Annotated in this window: 21 protein-coding genes; 11 read left to right on the top strand and 10 right to left on the bottom strand. The window is 63.8% G+C overall.

Annotated elements, in window-relative coordinates:
- The 3 genes from MTR72_RS32615 to flaF all read left to right on the top strand — a co-directional run.
- Positions 1-974, top strand: a 974-nt coding sequence (locus MTR72_RS32615; RefSeq protein ID WP_341511844.1) for a flagellin, incomplete at its 5' end; no start/stop codon positions are given.
- A 242-nt stretch (positions 975-1,216) separates the two neighbouring features.
- The gene (locus tag MTR72_RS32610) at positions 1,217-3,457 is read left to right on the top strand and encodes a DUF1522 domain-containing protein (protein WP_341511843.1); all 2,241 of its coding nucleotides are present in this window, start codon (positions 1,217-1,219) and stop codon (positions 3,455-3,457) included.
- 291 nt (positions 3,458-3,748) lie between these two features.
- Positions 3,749-4,117 (top strand): flagellar biosynthesis regulator FlaF, encoded by a 369-nt coding sequence (flaF, locus tag MTR72_RS32605; protein WP_280969917.1) that lies wholly within the window; start codon positions 3,749-3,751, stop codon positions 4,115-4,117.
- A gap of 63 nt (positions 4,118-4,180) precedes the next feature.
- Here flaF and MTR72_RS32600 read toward each other — a convergent pair whose 3' ends face one another.
- The 4 genes from MTR72_RS32600 to MTR72_RS32585 form a co-directional block, all read right to left on the bottom strand.
- A complete protein-coding gene (locus tag MTR72_RS32600; protein WP_280969918.1) occupies positions 4,181-4,540 on the bottom strand; it encodes a hypothetical protein in 360 nt (119 codons plus the stop codon).
- Positions 4,541-4,699: 159 nt separating this feature from the next.
- Positions 4,700-5,200, bottom strand: a complete 501-nt coding sequence (locus tag MTR72_RS32595; protein WP_341511842.1) for a hypothetical protein — start codon at positions 5,198-5,200, stop codon at positions 4,700-4,702.
- 11 nt (positions 5,201-5,211) lie between these two features.
- Complete coding sequence (gene flgJ, locus MTR72_RS32590; protein WP_280969920.1) at positions 5,212-5,577, bottom strand: flagellar assembly peptidoglycan hydrolase FlgJ; 366 nt, start codon at positions 5,575-5,577, stop codon at positions 5,212-5,214.
- A complete protein-coding gene (locus MTR72_RS32585; protein WP_280969921.1) occupies positions 5,577-6,701 on the bottom strand; it encodes a flagellar basal body P-ring protein FlgI in 1,125 nt (374 codons plus the stop codon). Before MTR72_RS32585 ends, flgJ begins: the two co-directional genes overlap by 1 nt.
- A gap of 270 nt (positions 6,702-6,971) precedes the next feature.
- On the opposite strand from MTR72_RS32585, the gene MTR72_RS32580 reads away from it, so the two are divergent.
- Positions 6,972-7,385, top strand: coding sequence for a flagellar assembly protein FliX (locus MTR72_RS32580; protein WP_279376689.1), 414 nt, complete (start codon positions 6,972-6,974; stop codon positions 7,383-7,385).
- Between the two features lie 187 nt (positions 7,386-7,572).
- Here the strand turns inward: MTR72_RS32580 and MTR72_RS32575 are convergent, their stop codons facing one another.
- Entirely contained in the window at positions 7,573-7,944 is a 372-nt protein-coding gene (locus MTR72_RS32575) for a winged helix-turn-helix transcriptional regulator (RefSeq protein WP_063697924.1), read from the bottom strand.
- A 140-nt stretch (positions 7,945-8,084) separates the two neighbouring features.
- Between MTR72_RS32575 and MTR72_RS32570 the strand changes: the two genes are divergently transcribed.
- The 3 genes from MTR72_RS32570 to MTR72_RS32560 all read left to right on the top strand — a co-directional run bounded on the left by MTR72_RS32570 (position 8,085) and on the right by MTR72_RS32560 (position 10,495).
- On the top strand, positions 8,085-8,696 hold the full coding sequence (locus tag MTR72_RS32570; protein ID WP_341511841.1) for an NAD(P)-dependent oxidoreductase: 612 nt from the start codon (positions 8,085-8,087) through the stop codon (positions 8,694-8,696).
- A gap of 214 nt (positions 8,697-8,910) precedes the next feature.
- Positions 8,911-9,276: an RNA polymerase-binding protein DksA gene (gene dksA, locus MTR72_RS32565; RefSeq protein ID WP_085966600.1), complete on the top strand. Its 366-nt coding sequence runs from the start codon at positions 8,911-8,913 to the stop codon at positions 9,274-9,276.
- A gap of 439 nt (positions 9,277-9,715) precedes the next feature.
- Complete coding sequence (locus tag MTR72_RS32560) at positions 9,716-10,495, top strand: 2-keto-4-pentenoate hydratase (RefSeq protein WP_341511840.1); 780 nt, start codon at positions 9,716-9,718, stop codon at positions 10,493-10,495.
- Positions 10,496-10,761: 266 nt separating this feature from the next.
- Here the strand turns inward: MTR72_RS32560 and flgH are convergent, their stop codons facing one another.
- The 4 genes from flgH to flgF all read right to left on the bottom strand — a co-directional run bounded on the left by flgH (position 10,762) and on the right by flgF (position 14,333).
- The gene (gene flgH / locus MTR72_RS32555) at positions 10,762-11,526 is read right to left on the bottom strand and encodes a flagellar basal body L-ring protein FlgH (protein ID WP_341511839.1); all 765 of its coding nucleotides are present in this window, start codon (positions 11,524-11,526) and stop codon (positions 10,762-10,764) included.
- A 3-nt stretch (positions 11,527-11,529) separates the two neighbouring features.
- The gene (gene flgA, locus MTR72_RS32550; RefSeq protein ID WP_341511838.1) at positions 11,530-12,591 is read right to left on the bottom strand and encodes a flagellar basal body P-ring formation chaperone FlgA; all 1,062 of its coding nucleotides are present in this window, start codon (positions 12,589-12,591) and stop codon (positions 11,530-11,532) included.
- A gap of 175 nt (positions 12,592-12,766) precedes the next feature.
- A complete protein-coding gene (gene flgG, locus MTR72_RS32545; RefSeq protein WP_279376780.1) occupies positions 12,767-13,555 on the bottom strand; it encodes a flagellar basal-body rod protein FlgG in 789 nt (262 codons plus the stop codon).
- Positions 13,556-13,571: 16 nt separating this feature from the next.
- Positions 13,572-14,333, bottom strand: coding sequence for a flagellar basal-body rod protein FlgF (gene flgF / locus MTR72_RS32540; RefSeq protein ID WP_280969927.1), 762 nt, complete (start codon positions 14,331-14,333; stop codon positions 13,572-13,574).
- A 385-nt stretch (positions 14,334-14,718) separates the two neighbouring features.
- On the opposite strand from flgF, the gene fliL reads away from it, so the two are divergent.
- From fliL to MTR72_RS32520, 4 genes are read left to right on the top strand one after another with little or no spacing between them, the layout of a single operon-like run.
- The gene (gene fliL / locus MTR72_RS32535) at positions 14,719-15,219 is read left to right on the top strand and encodes a flagellar basal body-associated protein FliL (RefSeq protein ID WP_280969928.1); all 501 of its coding nucleotides are present in this window, start codon (positions 14,719-14,721) and stop codon (positions 15,217-15,219) included.
- Positions 15,220-15,237: 18 nt separating this feature from the next.
- Complete coding sequence (gene fliM, locus MTR72_RS32530) at positions 15,238-16,440, top strand: flagellar motor switch protein FliM (RefSeq protein ID WP_280969929.1); 1,203 nt, start codon at positions 15,238-15,240, stop codon at positions 16,438-16,440.
- The gene (locus MTR72_RS32525; RefSeq protein ID WP_279376784.1) at positions 16,437-16,883 is read left to right on the top strand and encodes a DUF6468 domain-containing protein; all 447 of its coding nucleotides are present in this window, start codon (positions 16,437-16,439) and stop codon (positions 16,881-16,883) included. The genes fliM and MTR72_RS32525 overlap by 4 nt, the downstream gene beginning before the upstream one ends.
- 9 nt (positions 16,884-16,892) lie before the next feature.
- Positions 16,893-17,651: a MotE family protein gene (locus tag MTR72_RS32520; RefSeq protein WP_280969930.1), complete on the top strand. Its 759-nt coding sequence runs from the start codon at positions 16,893-16,895 to the stop codon at positions 17,649-17,651.
- An 11-nt stretch (positions 17,652-17,662) separates the two neighbouring features.
- Here the strand turns inward: MTR72_RS32520 and MTR72_RS32515 are convergent, their stop codons facing one another.
- Positions 17,663-17,866, bottom strand: coding sequence for a hypothetical protein (locus MTR72_RS32515; protein ID WP_280969931.1), 204 nt, complete (start codon positions 17,864-17,866; stop codon positions 17,663-17,665).
- Positions 17,867-18,103 lie beyond the last annotated feature (237 nt).

The following is an 18,103-nucleotide window of genomic DNA, read 5'->3' as shown; positions in this document are numbered from 1 at the left end:
CGGGGCAGACCGCATCCTCGCTGGTTGCGGGTGCGCTGCACATCTCGACCGGTGCGAACTCGGATCTGTCGATCACCGGCTCGGGCAACGCGTTGTCCGCGCTCGGCCTGACCGGTTCGACCGGCACCGGCACCGCCTTTACGGCGAGCCGCGCCGCAGCCCCCGGCAGCATCTCGGGCAAGACCTTGACCTTCACCTCCTTCAACGGCGGCACGGCGGTCAACGTCACCTTCGGCGACGGCACCAATGGCACGGTCAAGACGCTCGATCAGCTCAACACGGCGCTGCAGGCCAACAACCTGACCGCCACGATCGACGCCAACGGCCTGCTCACGGTCTCGGCGACCAACGACTACGCGTCTTCGACGATCGGATCTGCCGTCGCTGGTGGTGCAATCGGCGGCACGATTACGTCCACCCTGACCTGGACCAATGCGACCACGCCGACTGTTGACCCAGTTGCCCAGGCGACCCGCTCCAACCTGGTTGCCCAGTACAACAACATCATGACGCAGATCGACACGACGTCGGTCGACTCGTCCTTCAACGGCGTCAACCTGCTCAACGGTGATCAGCTCAAGCTGGTGTTCGACGAGACCGGCAAGTCGAGCTTGAACATCACCGGCGTGACCTTCAACTCGAAGGGGCTGGGTCTGGCCGGCTTGGTGCAGGGTGTCGATTTCATTGACAACTCCGCGACGAACAGGGTGCTGGCCAACCTGAATGCGGCGTCGAGCACGCTGCGTTCGGAAGCCTCCACGCTGGGTTCGAACCTGTCGGTCGTGCAGGTGCGTCAGGACTTCAACAAGAACCTGATCAACGTGCTACAGACTGGTTCGTCCAACCTGACGCTGGCGGATACCAATGAGGAAGCGGCCAACAGCCAGGCGCTGTCGACCCGCCAGTCGATCGCGGTCTCCGCGCTGTCGCTGGCCAACCAGTCGCAGCAGAGCGTGCTTCAGCTCCTGCGCTAGTAACCAGCGGAAATCACAAGACAAAAGAGAGCGGCGGGGCTTCGGCCCCGCCGCTTTTTTGTTGCCGTCAGAGCCTTGCAGATCCGCATCTTGCGGCGGGGAAGGGCGCTAACCCGGCATTAACCCTATCCCTTAAGTCGCCGTTAACCATACTTTAAAGGACAGCCCCTAGAACTGGACCAAAGCCCGCTTTCCAGATCGGCGAGCCCGATTCGTATCCGGTTCAAAAGGAAGACCCGCCAATGTCCAACATCGTTCTCTCGGCGTCAGTTCGTCAGAACCTGTTGTCGCTGCAATCGACGGCCGACCTGCTGGCGACGACGCAGCAGCGCCTGGCAACCGGCAAGAAGGTCAATACGGCGCTGGACAACCCGACCAACTTCTTCACCGCGCAGGGGCTGGACAATCGGGCGAGCGACATCAGCAATCTGCTCGACGGCATTAACAACGGCGTGCAGGTGCTGCAGGCAGCCAACACCGGCATCACCTCGCTACAGAAGCTGATCGACAGCGCGAAGTCGATCGCCAACCAGGCGCTGCAGACGACCGTTGGCTACTCGACCAAGTCGAATATCTCGACCACGATCCCCGGCGCGACGCCAGCTGACCTGCGCGGCACCACGAGCTATACGAATGCGTCGGCGACCGGCAATGTCGTCACCAACGGTACCGCTGGCGGTACGACTCCGATCACCACCGCGACCACGCTGGGGGGCATTTCGCAGTCCCTGGTCGGCACGGCTGCCCCGGACGGTGCCGGCACTCCTGCCAGCCTTGCGACGGGCCTCACCCTGCTTGGTACGCCCAGCGCGAGCACCATCGCGGCGAACGGTGCGCCGTCGGACGGTGACGTGCTGGTCGTCGACGGCAAGACGATTACGTTCAGAGCTGGCGCCACGCCGACAGCGGCCACCGTCCCCGCGGGCTCTGGCTTGAGCGGCAATATCGTCACCGACGGCAATGGCAACTCGACCGTTTACCTCGGGACAAACGCCAGCCCGACCGCCACCGTTCAGGATGTGATGAATGCGATCGACCTCGCGAGCGGCGTTCAGAAGGCAGCCATCTCGGCAGGTCTTGCCACCCTGTCGAACTCGTCGGGCACCAACGCCTCCATCGCCGGCGGTGCTCTCACCCTCACCACCGGCACGGGTGCCGACCTCAGCATCACCGGCAAGTCCGATTTCCTGAAGGCACTCGGTCTAACGACCGCGACCGGCTCCGGTAATGTCACTGTTACCAAGGCGCGTCTGACCACCCCGGCGACGCTGGGCACGCTTGTTAACGACGGCTCCACGCTGAACGTGGACGGCAAGACGATCACGTTCAAGAACGCGGCGGTCCCTGCCGCCGCTCCGTCGGGCTCCGCCAAGGTGGGCAACATAGTGACGGACAGCAGCGGCAACTCCGTCGTCTATCTCCAGGGCGCAAACATTCAGGATACGCTCAACGCGATCGATCTCGCGACGGGTGCCGGTACCATCAGCGCGGGGGCCGTGGTGGCCGCGAGCGGTTCGTCGCTCTCCTCGGTCGTCAATGGTGCTCTCAAGATCAGCACCGGCACCTCGGCGGATCTATCGATCACCGGAACGGGCAACGCGCTGTCCGCGTTTGGGCTGACCGGTTCGACCGGCACCGGCACCGCCTTCACCGCGAGTCGCTCGCCGGGGGCCGGCAGCATCTCAGGCAAGACCTTGACCTTCACCGCCTTCAACGGAGGCACGCCGGTCAACGTCACCTTCGGTGATGGAACCAACGGCACGGTCAAGACGCTTGATCAGCTCAACTCTCAGCTTCAGGCAAACCATCTGACGGCGACGATCGACGCCAATGGCGTGCTCACGATCACCACGGTCAACGAGTACGCCTCTTCAACGCTCGGCTCGTCGACTGCCGGCGGCGTGGTCGGCGGCACGATCACGGGCGTGGTCTCCTTCACCACCGCGCAACCGCCGATCCAGGATCCGGTCGCGCAGACGGCGCGTTCGAATCTGGTCAACCAGTTCAACAACATCCTGGCGCAGATCGATACGACGTCGCAGGACGCCTCCTTCAACGGCGTCAACCTGCTCAACGGCGATACGCTGAAGCTTATCTTCAACGAGACCGGCAGCTCGACGCTCAGCATCAACGGCGTGGTGTTCAACGCGGCGGGACTCGGCCTCAGCAATCTCGTCAACGGCGTCGACTTCATCGACAACGGTGCGACCAACAGGGTGCTCGCCAGCCTCAACGCTGCTTCGAGCACGCTGCGGTCGGAAGGCTCCGCCCTCGGTTCGAACCTCTCGATCGTGCAGGTGCGCCAGGACTTCTCCAAGAACCTGATCAACGTGCTGCAGACCGGCTCGTCCAACCTGACGCTCGCCGACACAAACGAGGAAGCGGCCAACAGCCAGGCGCTGTCGACCCGCCAGTCGATCGCGGTCTCCGCGCTGTCGCTCGCCAACCAGTCGCAGCAGAGCGTACTGCAGCTCCTCCGCTAAGCGCGACGCTGGCGACCGCAGTGAAGAGAATGGCGGCGAGGCTGATGCCTCGCCGTTCTTTTGATTGAGATTCATAACGCTCGATTAGTCGAAATCGGCGCATGATGGACGCTAGCGTTTACAGTGCACGCACGCGCGTTTAGCCTTGAGGTGAGGAAGACTCCGCGACCCGTAATTGTCCGGAGCCCGTTCGCACTCTCACGTAAGCAAATCTTAAGCGGTGCTGCCTAGGGTTGGGAAAGAAATCCTTAAGTCTGTTCAACGGACTAGGAAACCTCCAAGGTGTGATTGATGTCGAATTCTGCTGCCTCGGCTTACGCGCGCGTTGCAACGACCACCGCATCTCCTCGCGACATTGAGGCGCAGACCCTGCTCAAGGCAGCGAACAAGCTGCAGGACGCCGTCAACAGCGCCGATCCGCTCAGCGAGCAGACCAAGCAGGCACTGCTGTTCAACCGCAAGCTCTGGACGATCTTCCTGAGCGAAGCGATGCGTGACACCAATCCGCAGCCGCTCGACGTCCGGCAGAAGATCGCCAACATCAGCGTGTTCGTGCTGAGCCAGACCGCTGCGCTGCAGATGAGCCCGCAGTTCGATCACTTCCGTCCGCTGATCGAGATCAACAGGAATATCGCCGCCGGTCTGTCCGGCCGGCCGTGATGGTCAACATCATGAGCATCCCGTCGACCGCCGTCATCGCAGGCCAAGCTCGATGCCCGAGCGTCAGGCGCTGAGATCGGTATTGAGCGGACGCGAGGGCTCGGACTTCAGATCCAGTGCGTGGAAATAGGCGCGCCGGCGCAGCATCGCCTCGTCGGGAAACTGGTTGACCACCGCGTCGGTCTTGTCGTTGACGACCTGGAAGACAAAGGACGCCGCCGCCTGGTCGAACACGACCTGGCGCGAGATGTTCTCGTTGTTCTGCAAATCATTGCGCACGGCCGCGCTGGTATCGCTCGCGGCCACCGTCTGGCTGACGGGCAAATCGGTCTGCACGGCGTCGTTCGCCGCCGCATTCGACGTCGTTACGATTGGCGCGGGGGCCGGTATCCCCACCGGCCTGATGCTGAAATCTGTACTCATGGCAGCCTCCTGGTTGCCTGGTCTGAGTCAAATCCCAACCCCTCTAATCGCGCAACCATGAAACATCAGGATTGAAGGTCGGGTTACGAAACGTGCCTAACCGCGCGGCGATATCGCCGCGCGGTTTTTCGTAAAATTGCAGGTAGCTTTCGCGTGCGCTCAGAGCGACCGGCTGACCGCGAGGGGAGTGATGTGGCGCGGGCCGGGAGCGGCGCGGCGTCCCGCCGCCGTATAGGTGTTCGGCACGTTGCGCTTCTGGATCTCGGCATTGACGCCGCGCACCACGCTCTCGCTCACGGCATGCGCGGTGGCGAGTACGGTGAGATTGACCTGGAGCATCGCGCGGAATGCATCATGATGGCGATGCAGCGTCGAGAGCAGCTCCGGCGCGGATTTCGCGAGCTGGGCCTGGTTCGCCTTGAGCTGGCTGACGGCCCCGACATAGCGTCGCGACAGCTCTTGCTTCTTGCTCTCGAATTCCATCGCTTCGCGTAAGCGGCCGGCCCGCACGAGCTCGGTCTCGCGCTCGACCAATCCGAGCAGCGCATTCATCGCATCCATCAGATCCTCGGCGAGCTTGCGCGCCTCGGCATTGCCGGGTGTGGCGGCGGGGCGCGAAGCGGGCAGCGGCTGACGTGATGCGTTGAAGTGGTGGTTCATGTCGTTTGACCTTATGCCGTGCGGACGGTTTTCGCCTGCTGCAGGATGAGGGTGCGATAGACTTCGCTCGCCACGCCGACGCCGCCGGCATTGGCGAAATTCTTGGAATACTGCTCGGTCAGCATCGAGCGCCAGACGCCGGTGCCCGGCGTGTCGCCGAACGGACCTTCGCCCTTCAGGCCCGAGGTCATCTGCGAGAACATCGCGTTGAGGAACATGCCCTCGAAATCGGTCGCGGTCTTCTGCGCCTTGGCCTGCTGTTGCGGCGAGACCTTTTGCAGCGCGGCGGCGAGCTCGAAATCCGGGCGGCCGTTGCGGCTCTGTACGGCGAAGGCCGAGTTGACGACATGTGCGGTGTTGATCATGCCCGTCTGCATCACATCACCTCGATGTCGGCCTCGATCGCGCCCGCGGCCTTGATCGCCTGGAGGATGCTGATGAGGTCGCGCGGGCCGATGCCGAGGCCGTTGAGGCCGTCGACGAGCTGCTGGAGCGAGACGCCGTCCTTGACGACGGCAAACTTCTTGCCGTCCTCGGTGACCCCGACGCTGCTGCGCGGCGTGACCACGGTGCGGCCCCGCGACAGCGGGTTGGGCTGGCTAACCTGCGGGCTCTCGGAGATCGTGACGGTGAGGTTGCCCTGCGCGACCGCCACGGTGGCGACGCGGACGTCGCGGCCCATCACGATGATGCCGCTTCGCTCGTCGATGACGATCTTGGCGGCGAGGTCAGGATCGACCTGGAGCTGCTCGATCTCGGTGAGGAAGGCGACCACGTTGCCTTTAAACTCCGGCGGGATCGAAAGCTGCACCGTGGAGGGATCGAGCGGCTCAGCGGTCTTGACGCCGAGATAATCGTTGACCGCGGCCGCGATGCGCTTGGCAGTGGTGAAGTCGGCGTTGCGCAGCGCCAGACGCACGTTTGGCAGCCGATTGAGCGCGAACTCGATCTCACGCTCGATGATGGCGCCGTTGGCGATGCGGCCCACCGTCGGCACGCCGCGGACGATCTTTGCCGCTTCACCCTCCGCCTGGAAGCCGGAGATCGCGAGCGTGCCCTGCGCGACCGCGTAGACGTTGCCGTCGGCGCCGAGCAGGGGAGTGACGAGCAGGGTGCCGCCGCGCAGATCCTTGGCGTCACCGAGGGCGGAGACCGTGACGTCCATGCGCGTGCCTTGCGTAGCGAAGGCTGGCAGGTTGCCGGTCACCATCACGGCGGCGACGTTGCCGGTGCGGATGGTGGCGCCGCGGATGTTGACGCCCATGCGCTCGAGCATCGCCTGCAGCGACTGCTTGGTGAAGGGGATGTTGTTCAGCGTGTCGCCGGTGCCGTTGAGGCCGACGACGAGGCCGTAGCCGATGAGCTGGTTCTGCCGCACGCCTTCGATATTGGCGAGGTCCTTGATGCGCGAGGTCGCGGCCGCCGAGGTGACCGACAACGCCAGCGCCGACAGCGCGGCGCAGGCCACTCCCAGAATCCTCACCCAACGAACGCCTGGCATCCTCTGCTCCCCGAGGCTCCTCAAATCGAAGGACCGTCTGCGACACTCCCATGACGAGCTGGTCCGAACCTCTCCATGCGAGCGCTGTGCCAGCTCGGAGCAGAGGGGTTAGGTGATTGAATAGGTTGAGTAAATCTGTTCGGACCGGCGTCAGCCGGCGTTCGCCGTGAGGCGCGAAACTGCCGCCTGTCGGCAGATTTTGCCGGGCTGTTTACGCACCATTAACCATAATCCGGCGAAGCTGGCGCATCGATCACCCGGATTGCTTCGATGCGCATCTACGGACCGAACGGCACCACGCTTGGAACGCCGGCCAGCCAGGCCAGGCGGACCAGCTCCGGCACCTTCGTGCTGCCCGACACTTCGTCGGCGCAGGAGACGCGTTCCGCGTCCGCGCCGAAGGCCGCCGCCAACATCGATGCGCTGCTCGCGCTGCAAGGCATCGAGGAGGATCCGGTGGAGCGGCGCAAGCGCTCGGTCGCGCGCGGCAAGACTGCGCTCGACGTGCTCGACGATCTCAAGATGGGCCTCCTGTCCGGCAACCTCAACGCCTCGACCGTGATGCGGCTGCGCGATGCGGCGGCAAACCTGAAGTCGTCCTCCGGCGATCCTGGCCTTGATGCTGTGCTCTCCGAGATCGAGCTGCGCGTCGAGGTCGAACTCGCCAAGGCGGGGCAGGGCTGAGCCGCCAATCTAGCTCGTAGTCGTCTTGAAATCTCTCTCAGCACGTCGTCGCCCGGTTTAACCGGGCGACCCAGTACTCCAGAGATAGCTCCGTATACGGAGAGGCCGCGGCGTACTGGATGCCCCGGTCAAGCCGGGCATGACAGCGGAGTTTTGGGCGGCGCTTTGCTTCGCTTGATCGTGCGCTCTACGCCGCCTCTTCCTTCTGCTGCGCGTCGTAGCGGCGCTGGGCGGCGAGCACATCCTTCAGATTCTGCTCGGCCCAATCGCGCAGCGGATCGACCGCCGCAGCCAGCGTTACGCCGAGCTGGGTGATCGAATATTCCACCGTCACCGGCACGGTTGCGATGGCGTGGCGCTTGATCAGTCCGTCGCGTTCGAGTGATTTGAGAACCTGGCTCAGCATCTTCTGCGAAATGCCTTCAATCGTGCGACGCAACTGATTGAAACGCATCGGTTCCTCGCGCAGCAGCAGCAGGATCAGCACCGCCCATTTGTCGCCGACGCGATCGAGGATCTGGCGTGTCGGGCAGTTGGCTGCATAGACGTCGGGTTTCATCTCCGTTCCTCGCGCTCTGTTCCGCTTACGCTGCTGGGTTACCCTTGCGTAATTAGGTAAGCACAAAGTGCTCTCTTAACACCAGCATCCTTTGCGATATCTAGTCACTGCAAGTTACCATAGGAGCAAAGGAGCCTTCCATGAAAATTGCTGTCGCTGGTGCCTCGGGCCGGGCTGGATCGGAGATCACCAAGGAACTGTCCCGCCGCGGTCATAGAGTGACCGCCATTGCCCGAAACCCCGAAAAGATTGCCGCACTGGCGAACGTTACGCCCACCAAGGGCGATGTGCTTGATCAGGCCGGCCTGACCAAGCTCTGGGCCGGGCACGATGTTGCGGTGAGTTCCGTGCACTTCCTGGCCAGCGATCCGCACAGGCTGATCGGCGCGGCCAAGGCATCCGGCGTCGGTCGCTATCTCGTCGTCGGCGGTGCCGGCAGCCTTGAGGTCGCGCCCGGCGTGAAGCTGGTCACAACTCCCGGTTTTCCGGCGCAGTACAAGGCTGAGGCAGAGAAGGGTTCCGCTTTCCTGGATCTGTTGCGGCAGGAAAAGGACCTGAACTGGACCTTTCTCTCGCCGTCGGCGCTGTTTATCGAGGGCGAACGGACAGCCAAGTTCCGTCTCGGGAGCGATCAGCTTCTCGCAGATGCGAACGGCAAGAGCTGGATCACCTTCGCCGACTACGCCATCGCGCTCGCCGATGAGATCGAACGTCCGGCTCATCTGAAACAGCGTTTCACGGTCGGCTACTGAGCGACGCGGCCGCCCCCGGGGTCTTCCGGATAAACGTTCCTGTGCAAGGGCTTGGGGGCGGTAACTGCGTGCTCAGGGAAATATTGTCTGTCACAGGAGGCCGCTATATAAGGCCCGGCTCAACGGACCCGTTTTGTTGCGAGTCGTTGCTTAAAAAGATAGGCCGCCCTTGGAAAAGTTGAAAAACTACCGACCGACCGAAAAAGAGCCTTTCATGAACGACCGGCAGAAGGAGTACTTCCGTTTGAAGCTCCTCGCCTGGAAGGATGAGATCCTGAAAGAGTCCAAGCTCACCCTGCAGGCCCTGCAGGAGGAGAACGTGAACCACCCCGATCTCGCCGATCGGGCTTCGTCCGAAACCGACCGTGCCATCGAACTCCGCGCCCGCGATCGCCAGCGCAAGTTGATCGCCAAGATCGACGCCGCGCTCCAGCGCATCGAGGACAACACCTACGGCTATTGCGAGGAAACCGGCGAGCCGATCTCGTTGAAGCGGCTCGAGGCGCGGCCCATCGCGACGCTCTCGGTGGAGGCGCAGGAGCGCCACGAGAAACGCGAGAAGGTCTATCGGGACGAATGAAAGATGAGCCGCCGCGTGCGGCTCTTTCGTTTTTTGATGCAAGGGCGCAGCTTCGCGCCGCAAATCGCGTTTGCCTGCCGGTTGAAGCCAGGCGCATTACCGCTCGGTCGGGGAGCGCGAAAAATGAATCGCGATCAATGGGCTAGACTCAACTCCTGCGAGCTCACGTGAGCTCACATGAGAAACAGCCTTCACATCAGGTGCGTTTCGCGAGTCGGGTCAATGTGTTCGGCTCGACCGTTGAGGCAGCGGCTCTGCGGCTTCACGTAGCACTGCAATCACGCCTCCAGCGCCACCTCTGAGACTGCGAGGCGCGCGCCTCCATAGAGCCCGGACCAGCTCAACAATTCCCTAAGCGCCGATCGGACGCCTGCTTGTCAGGCCGGGGCGGGGATGCTGAACTGCGCCGCACAAACGCGTAGCGTGGGAGGCGGCGCCAATGGACAAAATTCTCGAAGCCGCAAAAGCGATCGCGGCTGCGCGCCGAAACCGTGCGCCACTTGCGGCATTGGACGTTCCCCTTGCCGACGAGGCCGAGGGCTATCGGGTCCAGCGCGCGCTGCACGATCTCCTGTTGAAGCAGGTGGGGCCGCTCGTCGGCTACAAGATCGGCTGCACCAGCCAGGTGATGCAGGACTATATCGGCATCCCGCACCCTTGCGGCGGCGGCGTGTTCCAGAAGGGCGTGCACGACAGCGGCGCGAAGCTTGCCGCATCCAACTATGTCCGCGTCGGTGTCGAATGCGAAATCGCGGTGCGGCTGAAGCGCGACCTTGCGCCCGGTGAAGCGCCGTTCACCGCCGAATGGGTCGGCGAGGCGGTCGAAGTCTACCACCCCGCGATCGAGATCGTCGACGACCGCTACGTGGAGTGGGAAACGATGGGGGCGCCGACGCTGATCGCGGACGATTTCTTCGCGGCCGGCTGCGTGCTCGGGCCGGCGGTGGAGCGCTCGTCCGTGCCGGACCTGACGGCGCTCAAAGGCCGCGCCATCCTCAACGGCGAGGAAATCAGCCAAGGCACCGGCGCCGACGTGCTCGGCCATCCCCACAACGCACTCGCCTGGCTCGCCAACCACCTCGCTGCCGAAGGCAAGGGGCTGCACGCCGGTCAGCTCGTGCTGACGGGAAGCCTGGTCAAGACGCTGTGGCTGAAAGCCGGCGACAAGGTGCGGATGGAGCTGGACGGGCTGGGCATGGTGGAGGCGGAGTTCACCTGAGCTCTCACCGTCGTCATTGCGAGGAGCTCTTGCGACGAAGCAATCCAGAGTCTGTCCGCGGCAAGATTCTGGATTGCTTCGCTGCGCTCGCAATGACGGCGTGTGGGGCAGCGGCGTCGGGCTACAATTGTGCGACCCTCACTCGCTGCGCGCAGCCACCACTACAAAATACATGCGGCCCTCGCCAGGGGAGCTAGCGAGGGCCGCGTAGTACATCGTCGTTCGCGCCTAGGTTCGCGAACACGATGTGGGAGCTCTTACGGAAGTTAGAAGGGCAGCAGCACGTCCATGACTTGCTGGCCGTAGCGCGGCTGCTGCACGTCCGTGATCTGGCCGCGGCCGCCATAGGCGATGCGGGCCTGCGCGATCTTGCTGGAGTCGATGGTGTTGTCGCTCTGGATGTCCTCGGGGCGCACGATACCGGCGACAACCAGTTCGCGAATCTCGAAGTTGACCCGGATCTCCTGCTTGCCCTCGACCACGAGGTTGCCGTTCGGCAGCACCTGCGTAACGACCGCTGCGACGTTTGTCTGCAACGCTTCCTGGCGATTGACGGAGCCCTTGCCGTCAGCGGAGGACGTCGAGTCGGTGGTGAGAATTCGGCCAGGCAGGATCTTCAGTGGCTGCGTGACCGTCTGGCTGCCGATGAAGTCGGTGATTCCCGAATCTTCCTTGGCAGTTCGGCTGCGCTGGGTCTCGTTGGCGATGTTGGCCTTGTCCGTGAAGTTCACCGTCACCGTCAGGAGATCGCCGACCTGGTGGGCGCGCTGGTCCTTGAAGAAGGCGCGGCTGCCGTTACGCCACAGCGAGTTCGGGTTGTAGGAGGCGACTTCCGGCTTCGGCATCGGCATCTGCACCGGCTTGTAGCCGGGCTGCGTCGTCGGGTTGTCGATCGCCGACAGTTTCGGTTGCTCGCCGATCTGCGACAGGCGGTCGATCGAGGAGCAGCCGCTTGCGAGCGCGCAGGTTGCCAGCAGCAGGCCGGAGATCGCGATGCGACGAAGACGGGCGGCGGAACTGAACGTGGACATGACTTACTCTGACTTGGCTGGAGCTGGCGAAATCTGGCTTTGGGCAAGGGCGACGGGCGCCGACCGGTCACGGGGCAGCGAGGAGGTCTGCTCGACTGCCGGCGGCATCGGTGCGGCCTGGCTTGCGCCCTGCACCGTGACCTGGCCGCGGCCGGTGACGATGCCAGTCAGCGTGCGCTTGGACTGCACGTTAAGGACGCTGACGGTGTCGCCTTCGGCGCCGCTCTCGATCGCCTTGCCGCGCGTGGTGAGATAGAGGCCGGGCACCTGGTAGATGATGGTGACGTTCTGGTCGCGCTGCACGAAGTCGGGCTTGACGATGTCGGCGACGCGGATCGGCGTGCCCGCCCGCATCGGCCGGCGGAGCTGCATGCCGATCGTGCGGTCGCGCAAGGCGGGCTCGCCGGTGACATCCGCCTTCGGCCGGCGCTCCAGCACGATGTCGGAGGATTTGAGCAGCTCGGCGCGGTCGATGTCTCGCGTGAGCACGGCGACCTCGACGGTCTCGATCGCGGTGCCGGTGAAGCGCAGCTTGGTCGGAGCCGGATTGTTGTCGTTGTTGATCTCGAAGGTCAGGTCGAAACGGCCGCTGCGCGCGTCGTAGCGGGTCGCGACCGGCTGCAGCGCGCCGGTGTTGGAGGCATCGAGCCGCAGCTCAGAAACGCCGCGGTCGAAGGTGACGGTGATGTTGGCGGCATCGCCGAGGCCAAAGCGGCGCTCCAGCGCCGAGGCGACCGCGTTCTCGAGGTCCTTGTTGGCGAAGGTGCGGGCGAGCCGCGTGACCGAGACCTCCTTGATCTCGCCGGTCATCACCCCAATCACCTGTTTTGCGCGCAGCACCGACAAGACCTGGGCGACCGGCAATGCGCCGGTGGTGCCGAGATCGGGCGAGCGGTACACCGGGATCATTGCGGTCGAGCCGGCATTGTCGATGAGGTCGCCGACCCGCACCACGTCGGCGGTGACGGTGACGCTCGCGCGCAGCGTCGGCGCGACGATCGCGTCGTCGGCGGCCCGCGCCGGCAACGCCAGCGCGAGCAGGGCGGAAAGCGCAACGGCGAACAAGCCGCACGGCAGGCCATATCCGTTCCCTCCCCCCTTGCGGGGGAGGGGCAGGGAGGGGGGTAGCCTCAGGCGAGAGCGAAGCTTGTGGCTACCCCCTTCCCCAGCCCTTCCCCGCAAGGGGGAAGGGAGCCGAGCGGTGATTTTGGCGGCCATCTTATGGATCATCGTCATCACCTCAGCGGAACAGCGCCGTGGTCGATTGCATCATCTGGTCGGCGGCGCTGATCACCTTGGCGTTCATCTCGTAGGCGCGCTGGGCCGCGATCAGGTCGCTCATCTCCGAGACGACGTCGACATTGGCCTGCTCGAGGCTGCCTTGCGTGATGTTGCCGTAACCCTCGGCGGTCGCGGTGCCGTCCTGGGGCGGACCGGAGGAGGGGGTCTCGGTGAACTGGTTGCTGCCGACCGGCTGCAGGCCGGCCTTGTTGATGAAGCGGGTCAGGCCGATCTGGCCGAGAATGGTCGAACTCGACGAGCCCGGCAGCGTCACCGAGACCTGGCCCTGCACGTTGACGGTGAGGCCCGACGCGTTGTTCGGGATCGTGATCGTCGGCTGCACCGGGTTGCCCTGCGCGGTGACGATGCGGCCCTGATTGTCCATCTGGAAGGTGCCGTCGCGGGTGTACTGGTAGGTACCGTCGGGCATCAGGATCTTGAAAAAGCCTTCGCCCGAGATCGCGAGGTCTAGGTCGTTGCCGGTCTGCGACAGCGTGCCTTGCGTCATGCTGCGCGGCGTGCCGACGGTCTTGACGCCGCCGCCGATGTCGACGCCGACGGGCAGGATGGTGCCCTGGTCCGACGACTGTGCGCCGACGCGGCGGATGTGCTCGTAGATCAGGTCCTGGAACGCCGCCGTCTGCTTCTTGAAGCCGGTGGTGCGCAGGTTGGCGATGTTGTTGGAGATCACCTGAACGTTAAGTTCCTGTGCCGCCATTCCGGTCGCTGCGGTGTGAAGCGCCTGCATGTCAGTACTCCCCTATTCAGGCCGGAACGTCGGCGAGCTTCTCGATCGCCGATTTGTGGAGGTCGCTCTGCTGCTGCAGCAGGTTGGCGATCGCGGTGTAGCTTCGCATCACCTCGACCATGCGGCCCATCTCGCCGACCGCGTTCACGTTCGACTTCTCGATGTAGCCCTGGCGTACGGCGGACTTGGTGTCGGCCTGCTGGGTGGCGCCGCCGGCGTCATAGAGGTTGGCGCCAAGCTTGGTCAGCTTCGTCGGGTCGTCGAATGACACCATGCGGATCTTGCCGCGGATCGAATCGGTGCGGGCCGTGCCCTCGAGCACAGTGATCGTTCCGTCGGGCGCGACGTTGATGTCATGGTCGGTCGGCTGGAAGGTGATCGGGCCGCTGGTGCCGAGCACGAGGTTGCCGTCGGACGTGACGAGCTGGCCGGTGCTGTTGAGCGAGAATTTGCCGTCGCGGGTGTAACGCTCGGCGCCATTGGCCTGCACGGCGAAATAGGCGTTGCCGTCCACCGCCATATCGAGCGGGTTGTTGGTCGGCTCCATCGGCCCCTGGGCGATGTCGCGGAAGGTGCCGCGATCCTGCACATAGGAGACGCGGCGGTCGGAGCTGAGGAAATTGTCCTCACGCGCGTTCGAGTTGAGATACTCCTCGAACAGCGAATGATCGGCCTTGAAGCCGTTGGTGTTGGCATTGGCGACGTTGTTGGCGATGACATCCATCTGCCGTTCCAACGTCATCTGCCGTGACAGGCCGATCAGAAGCGCGTTCTGCATCGGATAGATCTCCCCTGAGTGAAGCCCGCCTCGTCGCTCTCCCAAGCGCCTCGGTGGACCCCGTGAACGAGACCGTCGGGCTCTCCCAAACCATCGGGTCTCGGTCCTCTCTCAGCGAAAGCCGTGCCAACTCATAAAATTTTGCGATTACAATGGCTTGTAAGTTTTTCGGAGGCGCTGAGGGGCGGCAGAAAGGTTCTGTTGACCATGTTTACCCGGCAGATTTTTCCTAGCGCCGGGCCAATTGAAAGGTTCCGTTAACCATTATTACCGTAGCGTTTGCGCGTAAGAGGAGCGCGTTGCGCTGGGGCATTTGTATCGCGTCACTGTCTGCCAGGAGGCTTCGCTCTTTCGACCCTTTAAGAGATGAGCGGGCGCGGCGACCATGGCAGAGAATGAAGCGGAAGGCGGCGCAGCCGCCGAGGGCGCGGAAGCCGCTGCACCGAAGAACAAGCTCAAGCTGATCATCATGGCCGTCGGCTTGCTCGCCGTCCTCGGCGCCGGCGCTGCGAGCTGGTTCTTCTTCTTCCGCCATGGTGACGACGAGCATCATGCCGAGGCGGCGCCGCCGCCGAAGCCGCCGGCCTTTGTCGACGTCCCCGACATGATGGTCAATCTCGCCGGCGCTCCCGGCGAGCGCGTGCAATATCTGCGGCTGAAGATCGTGCTGGAGTTGAAGGAAGAGAAGCAGATCGAGGCGATCAAGCCGACGATGCCGCGCGTCACCGACATCTTCCAGACCTATGTCCGGGAATTGCGCCCCTCCGACCTCAACGGCTCGGCCGGTATCTTCCGCCTCAAGGAAGAGCTGACCAAGCGCGTCAATGCGGCGGTCGCGCCGATCCAGGTCAGCGCGGTGCTGTTCAAGGAAGTCGTGGTGCAGTGAGGCTGATGGGCTAGCGCCATGGCGGGCAACGATCCAGTCGACCAGGATGCCATAGCCGCCCAGTGGGAGGCCTCGCTTGATTCCGAGGATCCCGCGGAGGCCGCGAAGGCTGCTGCCGAGAACGAACTATCGGAAACCATGGCCCTGCAATGGGCGGCCATGGTCGAGGACGGCAGTCGCGATCTCGGCAACGGCAAGAACAGCGGCGAACGCGTGCTGTCGCAGGAGGAGATCGACAATCTCCTCGGCTTCACCGTCGGCGACGTTGCGCTCGACGACCATTCCGGCATCCGCGCGATCATCGATTCGGCGATGGTCTCCTACGAGCGCCTGCCGATGCTCGAAATCGTCTTCGACCGCCTGGTGCGGCTGTTGACGACAAGCTTGCGCAATTTCACTTCCGACAACGTCGAAGTCTCGCTCGACCGCATCACCTCGGTCCGCTTCGGCGACTATATGAACTCGATCCCGCTGCCTGCCGTGCTCTCGGTGTTCAAGGCCGAGGAGTGGGAAAATTTTGGAATGGCCACGGTCGATTCCAACCTGATCTATTCGATGATCGACGTGTTGCTCGGCGGCCGCCGTGGCACGAGCCAGCTCCGCATCGAGGGCCGTCCCTACACCACGATCGAGACCGAGCTGGTGAAACGGCTGGTTCAGGTGGTGCTGACCGACGCCGAGCAGGCGTTCCGGCCGCTGTCGCCGGTGACTTTCACGATCGACCGGCTGGAGACCAATCCGCGCTTTGCCGCGATCAGCCGGCCTGCGAATGCCGCGATCCTGGTGCGCCTGCGCATCGACATGGAAGATCGCGGCGGCAACATCGAGCTGTTGCTGCCCTACGCAACCATCGAGCCGATCCGGGGCGTCCTGCTCCAGATGTTCATGGGCGAAAAGTTCGGCCGCGACCCGGTTTGGGAAGGCCATTTCGCCACCGAGATCGTGCAGGCCGCGATCTCCGTCGATGCCGTGCTCTACGAGGCGGACATTCCGCTCAAGCAGCTCATGCGGCTGAAAGTCGGTGACACGCTGCCGCTCGAAATGCGCGCCGACGCCAATGTGACCGTGCGCTGCGGCAACGTCATGCTCACCGAGGGGCGGATGGGGCGGGTCGGCGACCGCGTTGCGATCCGCGTGACGAAACCCCTGCGCAAGCCAGGTACGACACTTGCGATGTTCGAGAAGGTGGACGAACAGAACAAGATGATGGAGGCCCCATGAACCACTCCCTGGGAATGGCGATCGAGACGCTGGTGGCTATCCTGCTGATGCTGACGATCGGCTACTGCATCCTGCTCAACAAGCGGCTGACGCGGCTGAAGGCGGATGAGCATTCGCTGAAGGCGGTGATCGCCGAGCTGATCACCGCGACGGAAATTGCCGAGCGCGCGATCGGCGGGCTGAAGCTCGCCGTGCGCGACGTCAACGAGAACCTCGGCAGCCAGCTCGCGGCCGCGACGCAGATGTCTGACCAGCTCTACAAGCAGCTCGGCGAGGCCGACAACGTGGTGCGCCGCCTCTCCAAGATCGCGATCGCCGCGCGACCCGTCACCAATCCGGAGACGATCGCCGCGCCGGCGGCCAAGCCGTCATCGGCGAAGGCGGTGGCCGCGGCGGCCGAAGCGTTCTCCGAGCGCAGAAAGTCCAACGGTCTCGCCGCATAAAGTGAAGGTATGAAGTCCTTTCGTAACATCCGCGTCATTCCCGTCGTGCTGGTTGCGGTCGCAGGTCTCGCCATGCTGAAGGTGGCGGGCCTCGTGCTCAACGGCGGCTATGTGTTCGACTATCAGCCGAATCCCACCAGGAAATCCTGGGCTGAGGAGAATCTGAATTTCCCGACGGGGCGCGAGGACCCTGATATCACGGGCTCGACGCATGGGGCGCCGAAAGAGGCTCCCAAGCCCGCCGCGCCCGAGACCAAGCCGGAAGGTACTGCGGTCAAGCTGGAGGAGAACCAGGCACCGGTCTCGGCCTCGGAGCGCGCCATCCTCGAGCGCCTGCAGGCGCGCCGCCAGGAGATCGAGTCGCGCCAGCGCGAGATCGACATCCGCGAGAGCTTGCTGAAGTCGGCCGAGAAGCGAATCGAATCCAAGGTCGAGGAGATGAAGGCGGTGGAATCCCGCATCTCCGCGACTGCGGCCGAACAGAAGGCTGCCGAAGCCCAGCGCATGAAGGGCCTCGTCACCATGTATGAGGGCATGAAGCCGAAGGATGCCGCACGGGTGTTCGACCGGCTCGAGATGAGCGTGCTGATCGAGATCGCCTCGCAGATCGCGCCGCGAAAGATGTCGGACATCATGGGCCTGATGTCGCCCGAAGCCGCCGAGCGGCTGACGGTCGAAATGGCGCGCCGTGCCGGCGGCGGCGATCAATCTGCGTCCGCCGCCGATCTCCCCAAGATCGACGGCAAGCCGACGCAAAAGCCGAACTGACCCTGGCGCGTCTACTTCGCCCGCCGCGGCTGACCGCTCTGTGCGGCAAGCTTGGCAGTCGTCATGTTGAGCCACGTCTTGTTGGGCCAAGTCTCATTGGAGCAAGACTTGCTGGGTAGCGTCGTCTTCAATTGTTGCCTGACAACCGCCGCCTTCGTGACGCGGGTCACGAGATTGAGCGTGCTGTGGCAATCGGCACATTCATAGAGCTTCATGGCATATCCGCGAGACACTGGAATAATGGCCACCAGTGCTCTCGCTCGACTGCACACGGTGCAGTTTGCTTCTCCGCGCATCGATCGACCCCCAACCTGACCAATCCGAATTTGCGTCGCGGCGACATCATCAATGCAGTCTGAGTCGCGCATCGTCCGCAACGGCTCGACGGTTGTATGGACGCGCGCGGCAACCTATCAAGCTTGCCGAGTGCGCAGCGTGCGCCGCGCATGTGC

It is taken from the genome of Bradyrhizobium sp. ISRA442 (assembly GCF_038085055.1).
Classification (GTDB): domain Bacteria; phylum Pseudomonadota; class Alphaproteobacteria; order Rhizobiales; family Xanthobacteraceae; genus Bradyrhizobium.
The sequence above is the reverse complement of the archived record's forward strand: the minus strand, read 5'-3'. Positions and strand labels throughout refer to the sequence as shown.